This is a genomic window from Pontibacter mangrovi (assembly GCF_006385705.1).
Taxonomy (GTDB): domain Bacteria; phylum Bacteroidota; class Bacteroidia; order Cytophagales; family Hymenobacteraceae; genus Pontibacter; species Pontibacter mangrovi.
Map to the genome: position 1 here is coordinate 187399 of NZ_VFRQ01000004.1, position 18574 is coordinate 205972.

The following is an 18574-nucleotide window of genomic DNA, read 5'->3' on the forward strand; positions in this document are numbered from 1 at the left end:
AAGTACTCGCTAAATATAAAATAGCTATACGTTAATATGTGGATACTTTGTGGATATGTGTATATTTATGTGGATATCCTGTGTAAAGCCGCCCTTTGGGCTGTTGAAATCCCAGTGGGCAATTTTTACGAACATTTTTCGGGTGTGGGATATATAAGGATTTATCTTTGTGCTTATGGAGGAGATGAAAATGAACGTGCGGCCTGCGGGCAACCGCAATGGATGGCAGAAAAAAGCCCCCGTAGTTTCGGAGCTGGGCAAGAAGCCACCGCAGGCGCTGGACCTGGAGGAGGCCGTGTTAGGCGCTCTGATGCTGGAGAAGGATGCCTTAACCAATGTGATCGACATTCTGCGACCGCAGAGCTTTTACAAGGAGTCGCACCAGCGCATTTTCAAAGCCATACTTTCCCTGTTCGACAAGTCGGAGCCGATCGATATCCTGACGGTGACGCAGGAGCTGCGGGAGCACGGGGAACTGGAGCTGGCAGGCGGCGCTTATTACGTAACGCAGCTGACCACCCGCGTTAACTCCGCCGCTAACATCGAGTACCACGCCCGTATCATCACGGAGAACTCCATCAAACGGGATCTAATTTCTATTTCATCAGAGGTGCTTTCCAGCGCTTTTGAGGATACCACCGACGTTTTCGAGCTGCTCGATAAAACAGAGGCCAAGCTCTACGAGGTTTCGGAATCCAACATCCGTAAGAACTTCGACGACATGCGCTCGCTCATGCACCAGGCCATTAAGGAACTGGAGGAGAAGCGTAAGCAGTCGGACGGTCTGACAGGTGTGCCAAGCGGCCTGACGGCGCTGGACCGCGTTACGTCCGGCTGGCAGAAATCGGACTTGGTCATTCTGGCCGCACGTCCGGCGATGGGTAAAACGGCCTTCGTGCTTTCTTGTATGCGTAATGCGGCAGTAGACTTTAAAAAGGGTGTGGCCATTTTCTCGTTGGAGATGTCCTCGCTGCAGCTGGTGAATCGTCTGATTTCGTCGGAGGCGGAGCTGGAGTCGGAGAAGATCAAAAAAGGCAGTCTGGAGGAGTATGAGTGGGCACAGCTCAACCATAAAATCTCTAAACTCACCGAAGCCCCTATCTTTATCGACGATACGCCGGGTCTTTCCATCCGGGAGCTGCGTACAAAGTGCCGCCGCTTAAAGGCGCAGTTCGATATCCAGATGATCATCATTGACTACCTGCAGCTGATGAGCGGCAATGCCGACGGCAAGAGCAACGGTAACCGTGAACAGGAAATCGCCTCCATTTCACGGGCGCTGAAGATGCTGGCCAAGGAGCTGAACGTGCCGGTAATTGCGCTCTCGCAGCTAAGCCGTGCCGTAGAAACGCGCGGTGGCGACAAGCGCCCGCAGCTCTCCGACCTTCGAGAATCCGGCTCGATAGAGCAGGACGCCGATATGGTGCTCTTCCTGTATCGCCCGGAGTATTACGGCATCACAGAGGACGAGATGGGTAACCCGACAGCTGGTGTGGGGGAGGTGATCATCGCCAAGCACCGTAACGGATCGTTGGAAAACGTGCAGTTGAAATTTATCGGAAAGTATACTAAGTTTACAAACCTGGACAATGATTTTGGGGGAGACGGAATGGGCGGCTTCAATGCACTGCCAAACAGTACCTTCGATACGGAAACGCCGGGAGCCATACGCCTGGGCAGCCGCATGAATGATGGTGGCAGTGGAGGAGGCTTCCCGACGTCTAACTTTGACGAGGAACCGCCATTCTAACGTATAAGTTGCCCGACCAGCTTCATGCTAGTTTAAGGCAGAATTGCAGCAATACAGCATAAGTATAAACGAATAGCCAAAGGAGGATCAGCCGCTGTGCCACAAGCCAGTGGCTGTTCTGTTTTTAGTGACCTCGCAGCGTCCGAAGGTCCTGAGAGCGTCTGAGCTATACTTTGGGTATACTTCCGTAGCCGCTGCTTTCTTATACTGGAATGGCTTGGAAAGCTATACTTAAACTTGCTGGCGCAAGCGTCCGCTTGTGCCTTTACCTGCCACTGCTTCCTGCAACTGGATACAAGCTATCCTATCTAGCTGCTGCTGATCCACAGTCTAACAAACCTATCTTTCCACCTCTGGCTTTGGCTCGCTCAAGCCTGCGAGGCCTCCCCGAATAAACTCTCTCAGGCATCGCGCGGTGTGCCTGAAGCTGCCGGGGGCAGTAGATGATTACACCTGCGGGAATTCCCCTCCTCGGAGGGGCTGGGGTGGGTTTATAACTCAAATGACAACATCCATGAAACTTACACTTTAGCCTAAGCAATCCTAGATTCCACTCCTTACCCCAGGAGAGGCTAAGGGTGGTTAGAGCCGGCACCGATGTGGCTTAGTAAAGTATAAAACCATCCGCTTTATGCAACTCTTTTGGTATTGCAATTGTGTTGCAAATGAAAGTATAGCCGGGCTGCGTTTTTAAGCTCCTAAATTCTAATTAACTTAAGCCCCTCATTTATTACCTTTGCTTCAATGAAAGTAGGAATCATCTTTGGTGGCCCATCGCGCGAGCGCGAGATCTCGTTTGCAGGTGGCCGTACAGTATACGATAATTTAGATAAGTCTCTTTTCGAGGCCGTTCCGGTGTTTGTGGATAGCCTGGGCAACTTTATTCTGCTCGACTGGCAGTTCATCTACAAAGGCACCATCCGCGATTTTTACCCGCCGGTGGAGGCTTTGCCGGAGAGCGAGCACGGCCTGCAGATTTACCTGGAGTCGTTGGGCGAACTGAGCATTGAAGAGCAGGACAAAATTATAGCCAAAGCCGGTAAACGCCTGCAGCCAAACGAGTTCAAGCAGCATTTCGATTTTGCTTTCCTGGCCCTGCACGGCCCTTACGGCGAGGATGGCAGCATCCAAGGATTGCTGGAGTGGTACCACATCCCGTACTCCGGCTCCGGTATACTTCCGTCGGCCATCGGTATCGATAAGGCGGCGCAGAAGGAGATGCTCAAGCAGCACGGTTTCCCGACGCCGGACTACAGAACGATACAGTACGCGGAGTGGAGTGATAAGCAGAACCGCCGTCAGATCTTTGAGCAGCTGAAAGCTGACCTGAGCCTGCCGCTGGTACTAAAAGCGCCGCACCAGGGATCATCCATTGGGGTTTCCATCATTAAAGAAGATGATTTTGACGCGTTTGAGGCGGGCGTGGAGCGCAGCTTCTTCACCAAAACCATCTACAAGAGCCAGTGGCTGGCGATGGGCGAGGAAAAGCAGCTGATGAGCATGAAGCAGCTCGTGGATATTCGCGAGGGTATCGGCATGCCGGTAGTGCTGGAGGATGGGCAAATCATCTATCACCCGGAGGAGCTTTTTAATCACATCAACCATACTTTCAGCAGCACCGCCACCGACAGCCTTACGCTGACAAACGTGGAACATGAGCAGCAGGTATTGGTAGAGGCCTTTATTCAGGGCAAGGAATTTTCTTGCATCGTGGTGCAGGACGAGCAGGGCCAGCCGATCGCGCTGCCGCCAACAGAGATCGTGAAAGGCAGCGAGGTGTTCGACTACCGCTCCAAATACCTGCCGGGCCTGAGTCGCAAGATCACGCCGATCAACCTGCCAACCGAGCAGATCCAAAGTATAAGACAAGCTACCAGCAGGCTCTTCAAGGCCTTTGGCTTTAACGTGTATGCCCGTTTGGATGGCTTTATCACCGACAATGGCGATATCTTCCTGAACGACCCGAACACGACCTCGGGTATGCTGCCTTCTTCGTTCTTCTTCCATCAGGCGGCTGAGATTGGGCTGAACCCATCGCAGTTCCTGACCTATATCATCCGCACCTCGGTGGCCGAGCGCCTGAAGACTGGGAAGGATACTGTGAAGCTGACACGCTTGCTGCAGCGGTTGGACAAAAGTATCAAAGACGAGCAGGCGCACCGCCAGGAGAAGATCCGGGTAGGCGTGATCATGGGCGGCTACTCTTCCGAGCGCCACATTTCTGTGGAGTCCGGGCGCAATATTTACGAGAAGCTGTCGTCTTCTACAAAGTATGAGCCGCTGCCGATCTTCCTGACCGGGAGTAACGAGGCGCACCGCCTGTACTCGATCCCGATCAACATCATGCTGAAGGATAACGCCGATGACATCAAGGAGAAGGTGTTATACTTTGAGCAGGGCGGAAAGCCGCACCCGGTGCTGGCGCAGATAACAGAGGAGGCCGCAAGTATAACTCGCAAGTATACAGGCCGCACTCTGCAGGAGCCGCAGCGCATCACCTATGATCAGCTGAAGAACCTGGTGGACGTGGTGTTCATCGCCCTGCACGGTCGTCCGGGAGAGGATGGGGCGCTGCAGAAGGAGCTGGAGAAACTGCACATTCCGTACAACGGTTCCGGCATCCGCTCCTCGCAGATCACCATCAACAAGTATGAAACCAACGAGATCCTGGCCAAGCACGGCGTGCCGGTGGCGCACCACAAAATGGCCTGGAAAGAGGATTGGCTGCGCGATAAAGAAGCTTTCTACCAGAGCCTGGAGGCTGAGTTCAGGTATCCGTTCATCGCCAAGCCTGCCGACGACGGCTGCAGCTCCGCGGTGAAGAAGATCAAGAACCGCCAGGAACTGGATGCCTTCTCTACTCTGATGTTCCGGGAGATGGAGGAGCTGGACACCGAGTGTGCCCGCACCCTGTCGCTGGGCTTCAAGGAGGAGTTTCCGAATAAGGCTGGCTTCCTGGTAGAGACGCTCATCAGCAGAAACGGTGCGAAGCACTTCCTGGAGATCACGGGAGGTTTGCTGACCAAGTATAGCCCGGATGGCACGGTGAATTACGAGGTGTTTGAGGCCTCTGAGGCGCTTGCCGAGGGAGAGGTGCTGAGCCTGGAGGAGAAGTTTTTGGCCGGTGAGGGACAGAACATCACGCCTGCCCGCTACGCTGCCGACCCGGAGCGCCGCCAGAAAATCTCCGACAAGGTGAAGGAGGATCTGAGGCGCGTGGCCCAGATTCTGAATATTGAAGGGTATGCCCGTATTGACGCTTTTGTGCGCGTGCTGGAGAACGACGAGGTGGAGACCATCATCATTGAGGTGAATTCGCTGCCGGGCATGACGCCGGCTACCTGTATCTTCCACCAGACGGCCATCAACGGCTACAAACCATACGACTTTATCGACCGCATCCTGAGCTACGGCATAGAGCGCACGAGGATGAAGGCAGAGATATAGAAGTTAAAAGTTAGAAAGTTAAAAAGTTAGAAAGTTGGGTTTAGGCTGAAAACCAAATTCAACAATTTAACAATCAACCATCAGCAATTTAATTGCATGTTTAAAACGAATTCATTTTTAGGTGTGATAGGGCACCTTTTGATCATGGGCGTTATTGTGGCGGCCATGATTCTGGGCTTCTTTTACTATTACTTGCCCTCTACCACCAATCATGGGGAGAGCATTTCGGTGCCGAAGATAACCGGCATGCAGCTGCAGGACGCCGACCAGCTGTTGGAGGAGCAGAACCTACGCTACTTCATCAACGACTCCACTTACAAGCCGGACCAGAAGCCCTTTCAGATCCTGACGCAGGACCCGGCGCCGGGCTCTAAGGTGAAGGAGAACCGCAAGATCTACATCTCGGTGAACATGAAAAACCCGCCGATGATCAAGATGCCGAAGCTCATAGATGGCTCTGTGAAGAACGCGGAGCTGATCCTCAAAAGCTACGACCTGCGTAAAGGCAAGATCACCTATGTGCCGGACCTGCAGCAAAACGCTGTGCTGAAGCAGTTTGTGAATGGCCAGGAGGTGAAGCCAGGCGACATGGTGCCGAAGGGATCTGTGGTGGACCTGCACGTGGGAGACGGCCTGGGCGACACGGAGTTTGAGATGCCAAAAGTGGTAGGCATGCCAGTGGATGAGGCGTCTGTGCTACTGGTAGGGCAGGGCTTGCAGATTGGCAATGTGTTTTATGTGCAGGGAACCGAGGAGCCGGACGGAACGGTGGTGAAGCAACGCCCTTATGCGGAAGTGGGAGCCAAGATCCGCGTAGGTGAGCTCGTAGACCTGTGGGTAGCTGGCCAGGAGCCGGTGCAGGGGATAGAGTAAGCCTTTATAATATAAACCGGAAGCGTCTGCCAGCAATGGCAGGCGCTTCCGGTTTATACTTGTACGACGGTGGCTTTCGGGGTGGTTTAGGAGGCAAAACTGTAGCGGAAACAGCCCTGCCACAACCTTGTTGTTTGCATCAGAGTAGCGGAAATACTACCTTTTGCCTTTATTTTATACTTCGGATGAGAAAACAGCTGGCGTTTATACTTTTGTTGATGTGCAGTACGGCCACCGGTGCGCTGGCACAGGCGGTGCTGCAGCCGCTGCGGCAGGAGGCAAGGCGAACAGATAAGTATGAGTACGCTAATTTTCTCAGGCTGGCAGCGGCGGAGCCCTTGCCTTTCTTTGATGACTTTGCGGCGGCAGACACTCTAGTGCCAGCCCGGTGGAGCGGGAACGGTGTTTTTGTGAATAACCGTTACGCTTTGCGCCCCATCACTAAAAATGTGGCTACGTTAGATGGCTTGGACGGCAACGGACAGGCCTATGCGCCCAACACACTGTCAGCGGGTGCCTCCGATACCTTGACTTCTGCGCCCATACTTCTGGGAGGCCTCACACCGGCAGACTCCGTATACCTGAGCTTTTACTGGCAGTCCGGCGGCCTGGGCGATGTGCCCGACCAAACGGAAAGCAACCTGCGCTACCTCACGCTGGAGTTTCTGGATAACACCGGCGCCTGGCAGGAGGTATGGCGGCAGCCGGCCGTGGGCGAGGTAACAGATTTTGCACAGGTGTTTGTGGGGCTGCGGGAGTCCAAATACTTCCACAGCGGCTTCCGGTTCCGGTTCCGCAATGTGGGGCTGCGCAACGGCATGGCCGATGTCTGGAACCTGGATTACATGCTGCTAGACCGGAACCGCACCAAAGGGCAAGCCAACAGAAGAGACATTGCCATCAGCCAAAGTATAAGCAGGCTGCTGCAGTATTATACCGCTATGCCTGCCTGGCAATTTCGCGAGGACCCGAATGCGGCGTTGGCAGATACCGTTACGGCTACATTCAACAACTTAGGCAGCGCGCCGGAGGCCATTGCCTGGAGAGGCTACATCCGGGGGGCAGGAGGGGCAGAAACTACTTTTTTGCAGGACCAGGCGCTGGTGCAGGGGCAGGCGCGGCAGTATCAGATCGCTGGGGTGCCTGCGCTGGACCAGGCAGTCATCCCGGCCACGGAAAACTTTACCCTGGCACATGGCATTGCGCTTGATACGAAGGAGCTGAACCCGGAAACCCAGGCCAACGACAGAACAGAGCGCACGACCGTCTTCTCAGACTACTTTGCCCTGGACGACGGAACCGCTGAGGCCGGTTTCAGCTTTCTGGGCACGACAAATACCCAGGTGGCCCAAAGGTTCATCCTGAGCAAGCCAGACCAGGTAAAGGCTTTTCGGGTCTACTTTCCGAGGGTTGGCAAAGACATTTCAGGTAGCAGCGTAACGTTCAGAGTGTGGGGCAACGACAACGGCGTACCCGGTAAAACCCTGCACCAGCAGAGCTTTCAGGTACAGTACTCTGATAGCCTCAATAAATTTTATGAAGTAGCGCTTACGAAGCAGGTGACGGTGCAGGATACATTTTTTATCGGCTGGACGCAGCCTGGCAGCCTTTACTTAAACATAGGCTTCGACAAAAATGAGAACGCGGCAGGGCAGCGGTTTACTTACACTGCTTCGGGCGGTTGGGCCGAAGAAACCAAGTTTCAAGGTGCCGTGATGCTGCGGCTGGTGATGACTGGGGAGGTGCCGCTTGGCGCAGAGGAGGAACGTTACCAGGCGGCCATGCAGGTGTTCCCTAACCCTAGCCATGGCGAGGTACACCTGAGCGAGCCGTACGAGTTGGTGCGGGTTTACGATATGCTGGGGCGGGAGGTGCATCGCCAAACCTACCGTGGGCCGGGTGTGCCGCTGCAACTGGGGCACCTGTCACCGGGAGTGTATACTTTGCGTATTCAAAATAGAAAGACGATTATTACTGAAAAATTAATCCTTAAATAAATAAACTATGATTGCATCGGCAGACATTACCGCAGAAGAACTAAAGGAGCGCCTTCAGAAAGGGGAGACGCCTGTTATTATAGATGTGCGTGAAGATTGGGAGTACCAGGAGGCCAATATTCCGGGAGCAAAGAACATTCCGCTGGGCACGCTGCCACAGCGCCTGGACGAGTTGGAAGACATGAAAGACAAGGAAGTGATTGTGCAGTGCCGTTCGGGAGCCCGGTCTGCCTCTGCCAGAGCGTTTCTGCAGCAGCAGGGCTTTAGCAATGTGCGCAACCTGGTGGGTGGCATTATGGCTTACAACAGCTAAGTATACCTTACCTTATCACAAGTGTAAATGGAGCAGCCACAACGGCTGCTCCATTCTGTTTTTAGCTAAAGTTGGGTTTGCAGCAGGTATAAATCTGCCGAAATTTGTCAAACGGCAGTTGAGTTCTCAGCTCAGATAGTATGCAGCTCCAGGCCAAAACTGCTAATCAATAATAAACGGCGACGGACTGAAGCAAAGCAGGAAAACGATGAAGGCGAAAATGCCCAGGGCTTTGCGCATCGGCGAAAGCGGGCGCTCGTCGGGGCAGGCAGGATGAAAAATGCCCATCACCCGGGAGAGCAGAAGCCCAAACACCATCCAGCCACTATAGCCATCTACTCCCGGAAGCGCCATGGATACCAGCACTTGCGCCGCCAGCACGGCAGCGGCAAGGTATAATGTATGCTTTAGCTTAGAAGTTGCCGGCTGCAGCACAAACACCAGGTACAGCACGTAAAAAGGCCACAGCCAGAAATACCCCTCCAACTCCGGGAACAACCCGGCCAAGCCATACTGTAGCAGCAGCATGGCCATGGTGGCGGCGAGGGCATGGTTGCGGGAGGGCAGCAGTTTAAAGTAGGCCCAATAGGCAAAGGGCGCCAGCACCACCAGCAGCTCCTCCGACCACAACGGCTCATGGTGCGGAGAGACCACGCCAAGGCCCGCATAAAGTATAAACAAGCTGAAGAAGACAGGGGAAACGCGGTTGAACCTGCGGTGTCCGATCAGGCCATAAAGCACGTGGCCCCCGTCCAGCTGCCCGATCGGGAGCATGTTTAATGCCGTGAAGAACAGTGCCAGATAGCCTGCAAACACATAAGGATAATGGATGATCTCGTAGTGGTTGGGCAACAGCGCAGGGTCGGCCACATACTTCTCGAAGAGCAGGAACAACAGGTTTTTGCCGAGCGCGAAATTACCCAACCCGCTTTGGTAGGCATACTGCGCATAATCCAGGCCATAGCGCTTATACTCCGGATGGATGCTGAAGATGTACTCTGGCGGAGGCAGGTGTGTAAATGCGTAAAAAAGCAGCGGCACCGCCACCACAAAGCCTGCCAGCGGGCCTGCAACACCGATATCAAAAAACTGCTTTCTAGAGAAAATGTGCTCTTTGATGCGGATAAAAGCCCCCATCGTGCCGATGGAGAATGTAATCCCGAACCACAGCGGGATGTAGTATGGCAACGTGACCGCCGTGCGATAATAGCGGGCCGTAAAATAATGCCCGAACTCATGTACCGTCAGCACCCCCAGGAAAGGCAGCGAGAAGTACAGGCCACCTAAAAACTCGCTCCAGGTGAACGTTCCCGTCCAGTTAAATCCTTCCTGATCCAGAAAAAAAAGCTTGCCGTACCGCCACTCTGCGCCGGCAAGGGTCGTGGTAACCAGCGTGACGCAGAAAAGCAGCAGGTGCAGCCACTGTTGCTGGCGCTTAGACTGCAGCATCTGCAAAAAACTCGTTAATAGTGAGGGGCGGCTGTAGGTGCAGGGTATGGAAGCCCAGCTTTCTGGCGCTCTCTATATGCTGTATGCTGTCGTCAATAAACAGGGTTTCTTCCTTCTTAAGCTTATTTTCGGCCAGGATCTGCTCAAAAACAGGGGCATCGGGCTTGCGTTTGCCCACCAGGTGCGAGTAATAGGATTTCTCAAACAAAGAATCCAGGTTTGGGATGCTGAAGCTGTGCGCCACGATCTGGTTGAAGCGCTGCATGTGTATGTCGTTGGTGTTGCTGAGGAGGAAGATGCGGTACTTTTTGCCTAACTCCAGCAGCAGGTCAATGCGCTCCTGCGGGATGTCGAGCAGCATTGCGTTCCAGGCCTCGTCTATTTGCTCATCGGTAGCATCTATTCCGTACGCCTCGCGCAAGCCGTTGCGGAACTCCTCGTTAGAGCAGTTGCCGGTCTCCAGCAGGTCGAACAAGTGCGACTGCTCTTTTTGGCTGTAGGCTATGTTGCAATTGCTGTTGCAAAGCTTCTGCAGCTCTTCTATGCTCTTGTTGTAATCGAGGTTGATAATAACGCCTCCCAGGTCGAAAATGATATTTTTGATTTGTGTCAGGTCCACGAAAAAAATAGTTGGTAGTATTTGAAATATTGAATGCAAATATGTAAAATTGCACTCCCAATTCAAAGGATGCATATCCAGAGAAGCGGATCGGGCCTATAGCTCAGTTGGTTAGAGCACCTGACTCATAATCAGGTGGTCCCTGGTTCGAGCCCAGGTGGGCCCACGTTAAAGCCTCTCAGTTAATTCTGAGGGGCTTTTTTATTTTATATATCAAAATTACCTTCAACATTTTCCTCATCTGCTCACAGCCAGATTTCACCACCAGTAAATGAAAACTTTACTTGACGGCAGGCAAAACGATCAAAAAGCTTACAGTCCGGTCTGCGGTTGTTCATATGTTCTTTGAGAACCTGCACCTCTTTGCGGATGGCAATGGGAATATAGGGTGTGCCCTGGCAGAAAGGCTTAGTCCCAAACTTTGGGCCCTCTGGTCTTGCTTAGCCTCTCCAGCACCATAGAGGTAGATAAGAAGGCGTATTTCCAGGCCCTGGAGCAGGCCCAGTAAAGCAACGATAGCACGGCCTGGACGCCAGGAAATAGTAAAATGCCCAAGGCTACTGCCACAAGGGGTTTGCAGTACCTCTTGGGGCTGGTTGCGTTTATCCAGAAGGTAGCGGCCGGAGCACCCGCTACCTTCTGGATATTTAAGTCAAACATGTGTCTTAGGTGCCAGAAACGGATCATCCTCACCCATGGGAGGCTACTTCCTTTACGCCTCTGAAAGTATAACTTTTAGCTCCTGAAAGCTGTTCTGCATCGGTACAATGCGCTCCTGTTTTTCCGCAAAGCGCTGCAGCCTGGCAGGTATGGCAATGGCCTCTCCCAACGTATCTTCCATGACTTCCTTGAACTTGGCCGGGTGCGCAGTTTCCAGAAAGACGGCAGTAGCCGGCTCCTTGGTTTGAGACAGGAATTTACCGGCTCCGCTGTAGGCTACTGCTCCGTGCGGATCCAGGAGGTAGCCGTGCCGTTGGTATACCTGGCGTATGATTTTTCGGGTTTCCTCATCTGTAAAAGTATAGCCGGTGATGCGACGGCGGAACTGTTCGAGCTCCCCACCAAACAAGGCCTCCATGCGGGCGTAGTTGCTGGGGCTGCCTACATCCATGGCATTGCTGATGGTTTGCACGGAGGGCTTGGGTGCGTATATGCCGGTCGCAAGGTACTGGGGCACGACATCGTTGGCATTGGTGGCGGCTACGAAGCGATGCACCGGTAAACCCATGGCGGCGGCCAGCAAACCGCCGGTTAGGTTGCCGAAGTTGCCGCTGGGTACGCTAAATACCAGGGGTTTGCCTTGCCGCTGCAGCTGGCCATAGGCGTAAAAGTAATAGAAGGACTGTGGGATGAGCCGGGCAATGTTGATGCTGTTGGCGGAGGTGAGCAGGTGACGCCTATTCAGCTCCTGGTCGGCCAGTGCCTGCTTGGCCAGTCGCTGGCAATCGTCGAAAGTGCCTTCTACCTCAATGGCTGTGATATTGTCTCCCCAGGTGGTGAGCTGCTTTTGCTGCAACGGGCTTACCTTTCCTTTTGGGTAAAGGATAAAGACCTGTATCCCCGGTACTTGGTGGAATCCGGCCGCCACTGCGCTGCCTGTATCGCCAGAGGTAGCCACGATCACCTTCAGTTCCTTGTCCTTATCACGGTTGAAGTAGGCCATCAGGCGCGACATGAAGCGGGCACCCACATCTTTGAACGCCATGGTTGGGCCATGGAACAGTTCCAGGCTGTAGATATCCTTTTCCACCTTGACCAGCGGTATCTCGAAGTTCAGGGTTTCCGCTACCATGCGTTTTAGTACCTGGTCTGGCACGTCCTCCCTCAGGAAAGCGGAGGCGACAGCATAGGCTATCTCCTGCAGCGACTGCTGGGGCAGTCGCTCAAAAAAAGAAGCCGGGAGCACAGGTATAGACGCTGGCATGTAAAGGCCGCCATCATCGGCTAGCCCCTTCAGTACTGCCCTCTCTAGAGGTACGTGTGTAGTTTGTCGGCTAGTGCTGCTATATAACATTATACTTTGGCTAAAACGGGTTGCAAATGTTCTAGTAACGGCCCCTGCAGGTTAATCTCGGAGACATACGTAGTGCTTCCGATGCGCTCTTCGGAGAGCTTAGCCTCTAGGGCGGTTGTCACGTTATGGGCAACGGAGAGGCAGCTGCAAAGCGCGAACACAGCGGGACCGGAGCCGGATATGCCGAAGCCCAGCGCCTGCTGCTCCAGGGCCAGCTGCCGCAGCTCCTCGAAGCAGGGAATGAGCATGGAGCGCATAGGCTCAATAACCACGTCTTGCATGCTCCGGCTGATCAGACCCAGGTCGTTGGTGCAGAAGCCCGCCACCAGGCCTGCCACGTTGCCCCATTGCGTCACGGCATCTCGAAGCGGTACGTGCGTCTTGAGAATCTGCCGCGCCTCCCGTGTCGGGATTTCCACATGCGGGTATACCAGAGCGCAGGATAGTCCCGGCGGTACCGGTAGCCGGACCACGTCCAGCGGATGGTAGCTACGCACTAGCACCAGGCCACCCAGCAGGGCAGGGGCCACGTTGTCAGCGTGAGCGTGGCCACAGGCCAGCCGCTCTGCCTCCATAGCGAATGGCAGCAGCTCTTTTCTCGTCAGGGGCTGGCCCATCAGCTCATTTATCGCCACCAGGCCGGCCACGGCACTGGCAGAGCTGGAGCCTAGGCCGCTGCCAAAAGGCATCTTCTTGTACAACTCTATACTTACTCCCTGCGCGAGACCCAAGTGCCGGAGGTAACTCATTACCGCGGCGCTCACCGTGTTCTTTTCCGGGTCGCGGGGCAGTCGTCCCTCGTCGCCCTCCAGCACGTCCAGCGTCACCTGTCCGCTGTCGTTGAGGTGCATGATCACTTCATCGCCAGGCGCGTGCACGGCAAGGCCCAGCACATCATAGCCGCAGCTCAGGTTGGCGACTGTGGCCGGGGCAAATACTCTTATTGATTTCATGTGTTCTGCTTTTTTAGTTAATAAGCTGCTACCCGTACCAGGTCTGCCAATACGCCGGCGGCTGTAACCTCGGCGCCCGCTCCCGGCCCTTTGACCACCATCGGGTTGAGCCGGTAGCGATCGGTGGTGAAGGAGATGATGTTGTCGCTGCCGGAGAGGCCGAAGAAGGGATGTTCCGGGCTAGCCATTACCAGTTCAATCTTTACCTTCCCACCCTCCAGGGAGCCGATGTAACGCAGCACTTTCCCGCTAGCAGCGGCCTCTTCTTTGAGGCTTGCGAAGTAAGGCTCTGACTTTTCCAGTTCTTGGTAAAAGGCCTCCACCGTAGGGGCCGCTGTACAGCTCTCGGGAAGGATAGGCTGTATCTGCACATCCTGCAGCTCCACCGGCAAACCTGTTTCGCGGGCCAGAATGAGCATTTTCCGGGCGAAGTCCAGCCCGCTGAGGTCGTCCCGCGGGTCCGGCTCAGTAAAGCCACTCTGCTGCGCCTCCCGCACCACGGCCGCAAAGGTTTTGTCGCCTCTGTACTCATTGAAGAGGTAAGAGATCGTTCCCGATAAGATAGCCTCAATTTTAAGCACCTGGTCTCCGCTGATGAGCAGGTCATGGAGAGTCTTGATGACCGGTAGGCCAGCGCCGACGTTCGTCTCATAATAATAGTCCACGCCATACTTGCGCACCACCTGCTTGTCCTTGTGGTAGTCGGAGAAGGTACCGCAGTTGCGGATCTTGTTGCAGGTCACGACTGAGAAGCTCTGCCCGAACAATTCACGGTAAACGCCAGCCACGTCCGTACTGCCAGTGTTGTCCAGGAATACAGCGTTGGGCAGGTTGAGCAAGGCCGCCTGCTCCATGAAGCGCTCCAGGCTAGCCGGCTCCCCGTGCTCCACAAGCTCGTTCTGCCAGTTTTTGAGGCTGATGCCGTCACGGTTGCAGAGCATCTGCCGGCTGTTGCATACTCCTGCCAGGTTGATTCTCAGGTGCCGGCTGGTCTGCAGGTGCTCCTGGTGCTGCGCCAGCTGCCGGAGCAGGGTGGCGCCGATGTTGCCGGTGCCGCAGCAGAATACGTTCAGCGTTTTAACAGGTGAGAGAAAGAGCGCGTCGTGCACGGAGTTCAGTGCTTTGGACAGGTCTTCGCTGCTGACCACCACGGAGATGTTAAGCTCAGAGGAGCCCTGCGCGATGGCGCTGATGTTCACGCCGCTGCGCCCCAGGGCGCTGAAGAGCTTGCCCGACAGCCCGATGGCCTGCTTCATGTTTTCCCCGACCACGGCCATCACACTGTATCCTTCCTCCACCGATGGCTTGGAAAGCCTGCCAGACAGCAGCTCATACCTAAACTCTGCCTCAATGGCTGTACTGGCAGCCTGAGCCTCCGCCGGTGACACGGCAAGGGTAATGCTATGCTCAGAGCTGGCCTGCGTGATCAGGATCACGTTAACGCCTGCCTGGGCCAGGGCACTGAACAGGCGGCCGCTAAAGCCTTTGTACCCGACCATGCCGCCACCCTGTACCGTCAGCATGCTGATAGCTGGGATGGAGGTAATACCCTTCACCAGGGAACAGTTCACAGAGGATTTGGGACCAATGGCAGTCCCGGAGAAGGAGGGATTAAAGGTGTTTTTGACAATGATCGGGATGCCCCTGGCAATGGCCGGCAGCATGGTAGGCGGGTGCACGACCTTGGCGCCAAAGTAAGAAAGCTCAATGGCCTCGTTGTAAGACAGCTGTTTGAGCGGAAAGGCCCTTTTAACCAGCCGCGGGTCTGCCGTCATGAAGCCATCCACGTCTGTCCAGATCTGCACCTGGTCCGCGCCCACAGCGGCACCCACCAGGGCGGCAGTATAGTCGGAGCCTCCACGGCCGAGGGTAGTGGTGTTGCCGTGCTGGTCGGAGGCGATAAAGCCCGTGAACACGGGAACAGCGTCGGCGTGCCGGCTGAAGAAATCTTTTACGAGCTGGTTGGTCAGCGCTTCGTCCACGGCGGCTTTGCCATGATGGCTGTCCGTTCTAATAAGCTGGCGTGCATCGGCAAACACCGCGTTGACCCCATGCTGCCTGAGCACATGCGCTATGGTGTAGTTGGAGCAGAGCTCGCCATAGGCCACTACCCGGTCGCTGGTTCGGGGAGAGGCCTCTCCCAATGCCCGGACCCCTGCCAGCAATTCTTCCAGCTCATTAAAGTATAGCCGGAGTCCCAGCAGGGCCACGTTCTGGTGCTTCACCTCCAGCAGGGTTCTCACTAGCCCAAAATGGCGGTCCTCTATCGTCTTCAGACCAGTCACATACGCCTTCCCTTCCGACGCTTCTGTCACGAGTTGTAAAAGAGTATTGGTCACCCCACTCATGGCCGAGCAGACCACGGCCACTGCCTCGTCTTGCTGCTGTTGCTCTTTAACTAGTTGCACCAAGGTGCTGATCGACTGCGCGGAGCCGACCGAGGTGCCTCCGAATTTCAGGATTTTCATGTTGTAAAGGGGTTAAAACAAAAAGGCCTTCCTCAGGAAATGAGGAAGGCCTTTTTGTAGGTTATGATGCGTTTTTCTAACTCATACTACGATAATGTTCCTGTCCCCATGTGCAATAGCCTGTTGTCCCGGTAATCGTAATGATCCCGGTGGAAATAATAATGGTAGTTGAAAACAGGTTGTTGCTCATGGATTGCATGGCGGTAATATGGAGACTTTTTTCTATATATGCTAATGAAATTGATATTAATATGTTAATGATCAATATATTACCATAAGAAGGCCGTTTTGGAAAGGTAGTAACAGCTAAATCAGCATCGTGGCCTGCTGCTTAGAACGGTATTTTTTGCAGAAGGAGGGGCAGCGGCAAAAGCCAACTGTAGATGCATTAATCCTGCGGTTCTTGTAGCAAGCATTTCTGAATTATTGTCTCAGCAGATCTGGTGCTGCGTTCATAGTCCTTGAAGAGCCTACGGTAGAGGTAAGCTAGCCGAAGGTGGGTTTCACTATCCAGCGTTTTGGCAAGGCCGCAAACACCTTCTTGTTTCCTCAAATAAAAAACAGCCTCTAAGATCGGCATCAGCTAAGATATGAGGATGTGATACCTGCAGCGGAGAAATAAAGCAGCAGCTATGCCCCATGAAACAGGTGTTTAAGCGCTCTTACTAATGCTTTTTGTCTGTTAACTAAACTTTTCGTAGCAGCACAAACTTGTTATTTTAAAGCAAAGTATTTTTAGTGTCTTCCTGAGTTTAGGATGTGACTTACGCGCGTTTATAGATTAAATGGAAAAGGATCAGTCTTGCAGCAGCTCCTCTGCAGCTATAAACAGGAATAAGGAATGCGGCCAGCAGGCAGTTGAGCAAGAGTGCCTGAAGCTCTACCATTCTGGTTTTGCAGAGATAACATTAGACAAACGGCAGGGACTTCTTGTGGTGCGCTGGCTTAGGCCCGTAAAAAGCCAGGAATATAGGGAAGGAATAGAAGAAACTGGGCGAATACTGCTGGAGCGCAAACTGGAGAAACTTTTGGTAAACAACCAGCGGATGGGGGTGCTGACGATGGACGACCAAGGGTGGCTTGCCAAAATCTCTGTAGAGGTTATCTCAAAAAGCAACCTCAAGTACCTGGCTATTGTATCATCAGTTGATGTGCTGCAGCAGCTTACTAACGAAGTGCTAGACAAGAAAGTGAAGAAAGAAACCCCGCTTTTCGATACGCAGTATTTTCTAACAGAAGGGGCGGCGCTGGAGTGGCTTACCAATAGCTAAACGCTTTCCTGATAGAAAACCTCATACTTGCTTGCTGCAACAATTTATGTCCCTTACCCTGGTGCCTCTACCATGCCTAACTGGCAGTTCCTTCTAAAGCGGCAGCACATGATCATGCTGCACCTCTCAGCAGTTCTTAAGTATAAGCACGGATGGTGATCACTTTAGAAGATGTAGCAAGCGGATATCCAGCATGTTTGGGCAAAGTATAAATAGCGTTTCGCTGTAAACAAAAAGAGCCTGTGGGATAGGCATATCCCACAGGCTCTTCTATGTAGAATCTAGACTCTATTGGTTGATTGTGATAGAGTTTCCGTGTCCTGTCTGGCTAACGCTTACATGGCTGCCCATGCCTGTCTGGTTAATGAGCGCTTGGTTGTAAGTGCCCTCTTGCATGATCTCAGCCATGTTATCCATACCAGTCTGTGAGATGATGCCGCTGTTGTGCTCTCCGTCCTGGACAACCATACCTGTGTTACCCTCGCCGGCGCCATACTGCACCACGTCTGCGTCATTATGCTCGCCGTACTGCATGATGCTGGCCATGTTGTTCATGCCACCGTCCTGCATAATATAAATGTCGTTTACATGACCCTCCTGTACGCCGATAGCCTGGTTGTTTACGCCGCCATACTGGAAGACCTCTGCCTCGTTATAGGTGCCTTCCTGCATAAGTGAGGCGCTGTTCTGCTCGCTTCCGTCCTGCAAAATGTAGGCAACGTTGCTGTAGCCATCCTGAGAGATCTCGGCCATGTTGTCCATGCCCTCGTTCTGCTGAATGATCGCTCTGTTGTCCTCCACCATTTGCTGGATGCTGGCTGAGTTGTTCATGTTGTTGTACTGGCCTATCGCAGCTGCGTTACCCATGCCATCCTGCGAGATGGAGGCGGAGTTGCCGTCTGTATAAAGCTGTTCGATGTAGGCGTATCCGGAGGTTCCCATTTGGTCTACCATGGCCATGTTAGAAGTATGCTGCATGCCGCCTTCCTGCTTTACATGCGCCTCGTTGTCGTCGCCGGTCTGCATGGCCTGGCCTGTGTTGTTTGTGCCACCTGCCTGCGAGATGTTTATCATATTATTATTTCCTTCCTGCCAAGCTGAGGCGGCGTTGCCCTCACCAGAAACCTGCTGCAGTTCTATCATGTTAGACATACCGTTTTGCATGATTTCAGATGTGTTTGTGCCAGCGCCTTGGGCCATGGCAGCGTTAGTAATGAACAGGCTGGTAGCAAGGGTTGCACCAATAGTAAGCGTTTTTTTCATAACTGTAACTTTAAGTTTTAAATTATACTTTTATAATGATCTTATACTGGTGCAGCAAAATAAGGTTGAAGAAAAGTCTAAGATTATTCTTGATAAAAGTACAATTTAATATACCTATATATCTTATTAAGTATATATAAAACCCGTTTCTGATTCG

Annotated in this window: 13 protein-coding genes and 1 tRNA gene; 8 read left to right on the forward strand and 6 right to left on the reverse strand. The window is 53.5% G+C overall.

Translation table 11 applies throughout. From position 1 onward, the window contains the following. The first annotated feature begins 175 nt into the window (after positions 1–175). From dnaB to FJM65_RS09225, 5 genes are all read left to right on the forward strand, one after another. Complete coding sequence (gene dnaB / locus FJM65_RS09205; RefSeq protein WP_140621212.1) at positions 176–1750, forward strand: replicative DNA helicase; 1575 nt, start codon at positions 176–178, stop codon at positions 1748–1750. Between the two features lie 744 nt (positions 1751–2494). Continuing rightward, positions 2495–5197: a D-alanine--D-alanine ligase family protein gene (locus FJM65_RS09210; protein WP_140621213.1), complete on the forward strand. Its 2703-nt coding sequence runs from the start codon at positions 2495–2497 to the stop codon at positions 5195–5197. Between the two features lie 96 nt (positions 5198–5293). Further along, on the forward strand, positions 5294–6070 hold the full coding sequence (locus FJM65_RS09215; protein WP_140621214.1) for a PASTA domain-containing protein: 777 nt from the start codon (positions 5294–5296) through the stop codon (positions 6068–6070). A gap of 185 nt (positions 6071–6255) precedes the next feature. Further along, positions 6256–8067: a T9SS type A sorting domain-containing protein gene (locus FJM65_RS09220; RefSeq protein ID WP_181163683.1), complete on the forward strand. Its 1812-nt coding sequence runs from the start codon at positions 6256–6258 to the stop codon at positions 8065–8067. A gap of 7 nt (positions 8068–8074) precedes the next feature. Then, positions 8075–8380: a rhodanese-like domain-containing protein gene (locus tag FJM65_RS09225; RefSeq protein ID WP_140621216.1), complete on the forward strand. Its 306-nt coding sequence runs from the start codon at positions 8075–8077 to the stop codon at positions 8378–8380. 162 nt (positions 8381–8542) lie between these two features. On the opposite strand, the gene FJM65_RS09230 is transcribed toward FJM65_RS09225, so the two are convergent. Both FJM65_RS09230 and FJM65_RS09235 read right to left on the reverse strand, forming a co-directional pair. After that, positions 8543–9829: a site-2 protease family protein gene (locus FJM65_RS09230; RefSeq protein WP_140621217.1), complete on the reverse strand. Its 1287-nt coding sequence runs from the start codon at positions 9827–9829 to the stop codon at positions 8543–8545. Then, a complete protein-coding gene (locus FJM65_RS09235) occupies positions 9816–10448 on the reverse strand; it encodes an HAD family hydrolase (RefSeq protein WP_140621218.1) in 633 nt (210 codons plus the stop codon). The genes FJM65_RS09230 and FJM65_RS09235 overlap by 14 nt, the downstream gene beginning before the upstream one ends. A gap of 92 nt (positions 10449–10540) precedes the next feature. Here FJM65_RS09235 and FJM65_RS09240 point away from each other — a divergent pair. Beyond that, a tRNA-Ile gene (locus FJM65_RS09240) sits at positions 10541–10614 on the forward strand. Between the two features lie 118 nt (positions 10615–10732). After that, a complete protein-coding gene (locus FJM65_RS21725) occupies positions 10733–10909 on the forward strand; it encodes a Fic family protein (RefSeq protein WP_140621219.1) in 177 nt (58 codons plus the stop codon). Positions 10910–11160: 251 nt separating this feature from the next. On the opposite strand, the gene thrC is transcribed toward FJM65_RS21725, so the two are convergent. From thrC to thrA, 3 genes are read right to left on the reverse strand one after another with little or no spacing between them, the layout of a single operon-like run. Beyond that, on the reverse strand, positions 11161–12462 hold the full coding sequence (thrC, locus tag FJM65_RS09250) for a threonine synthase (protein ID WP_140621220.1): 1302 nt from the start codon (positions 12460–12462) through the stop codon (positions 11161–11163). Next, on the reverse strand, positions 12462–13415 hold the full coding sequence (locus tag FJM65_RS09255; RefSeq protein ID WP_140621221.1) for a homoserine kinase: 954 nt from the start codon (positions 13413–13415) through the stop codon (positions 12462–12464). The genes thrC and FJM65_RS09255 overlap by 1 nt, the downstream gene beginning before the upstream one ends. Positions 13416–13432: 17 nt before the next feature. Next, positions 13433–15883, reverse strand: coding sequence for a bifunctional aspartate kinase/homoserine dehydrogenase I (thrA, locus tag FJM65_RS09260; RefSeq protein ID WP_140621222.1), 2451 nt, complete (start codon positions 15881–15883; stop codon positions 13433–13435). Positions 15884–16668: 785 nt separating this feature from the next. Between thrA and FJM65_RS09265 the strand changes: the two genes are divergently transcribed. Next, positions 16669–17154: a hypothetical protein gene (locus tag FJM65_RS09265; RefSeq protein WP_140621223.1), complete on the forward strand. Its 486-nt coding sequence runs from the start codon at positions 16669–16671 to the stop codon at positions 17152–17154. Between the two features lie 288 nt (positions 17155–17442). Here FJM65_RS09265 and FJM65_RS09270 read toward each other — a convergent pair whose 3' ends face one another. After that, positions 17443–18417 carry a hypothetical protein gene (locus FJM65_RS09270; RefSeq protein ID WP_140621224.1) on the reverse strand — a complete coding sequence of 325 codons (975 nt, stop codon included), beginning with the start codon at positions 18415–18417 and terminating at the stop codon, positions 17443–17445. Positions 18418–18574 lie beyond the last annotated feature (157 nt).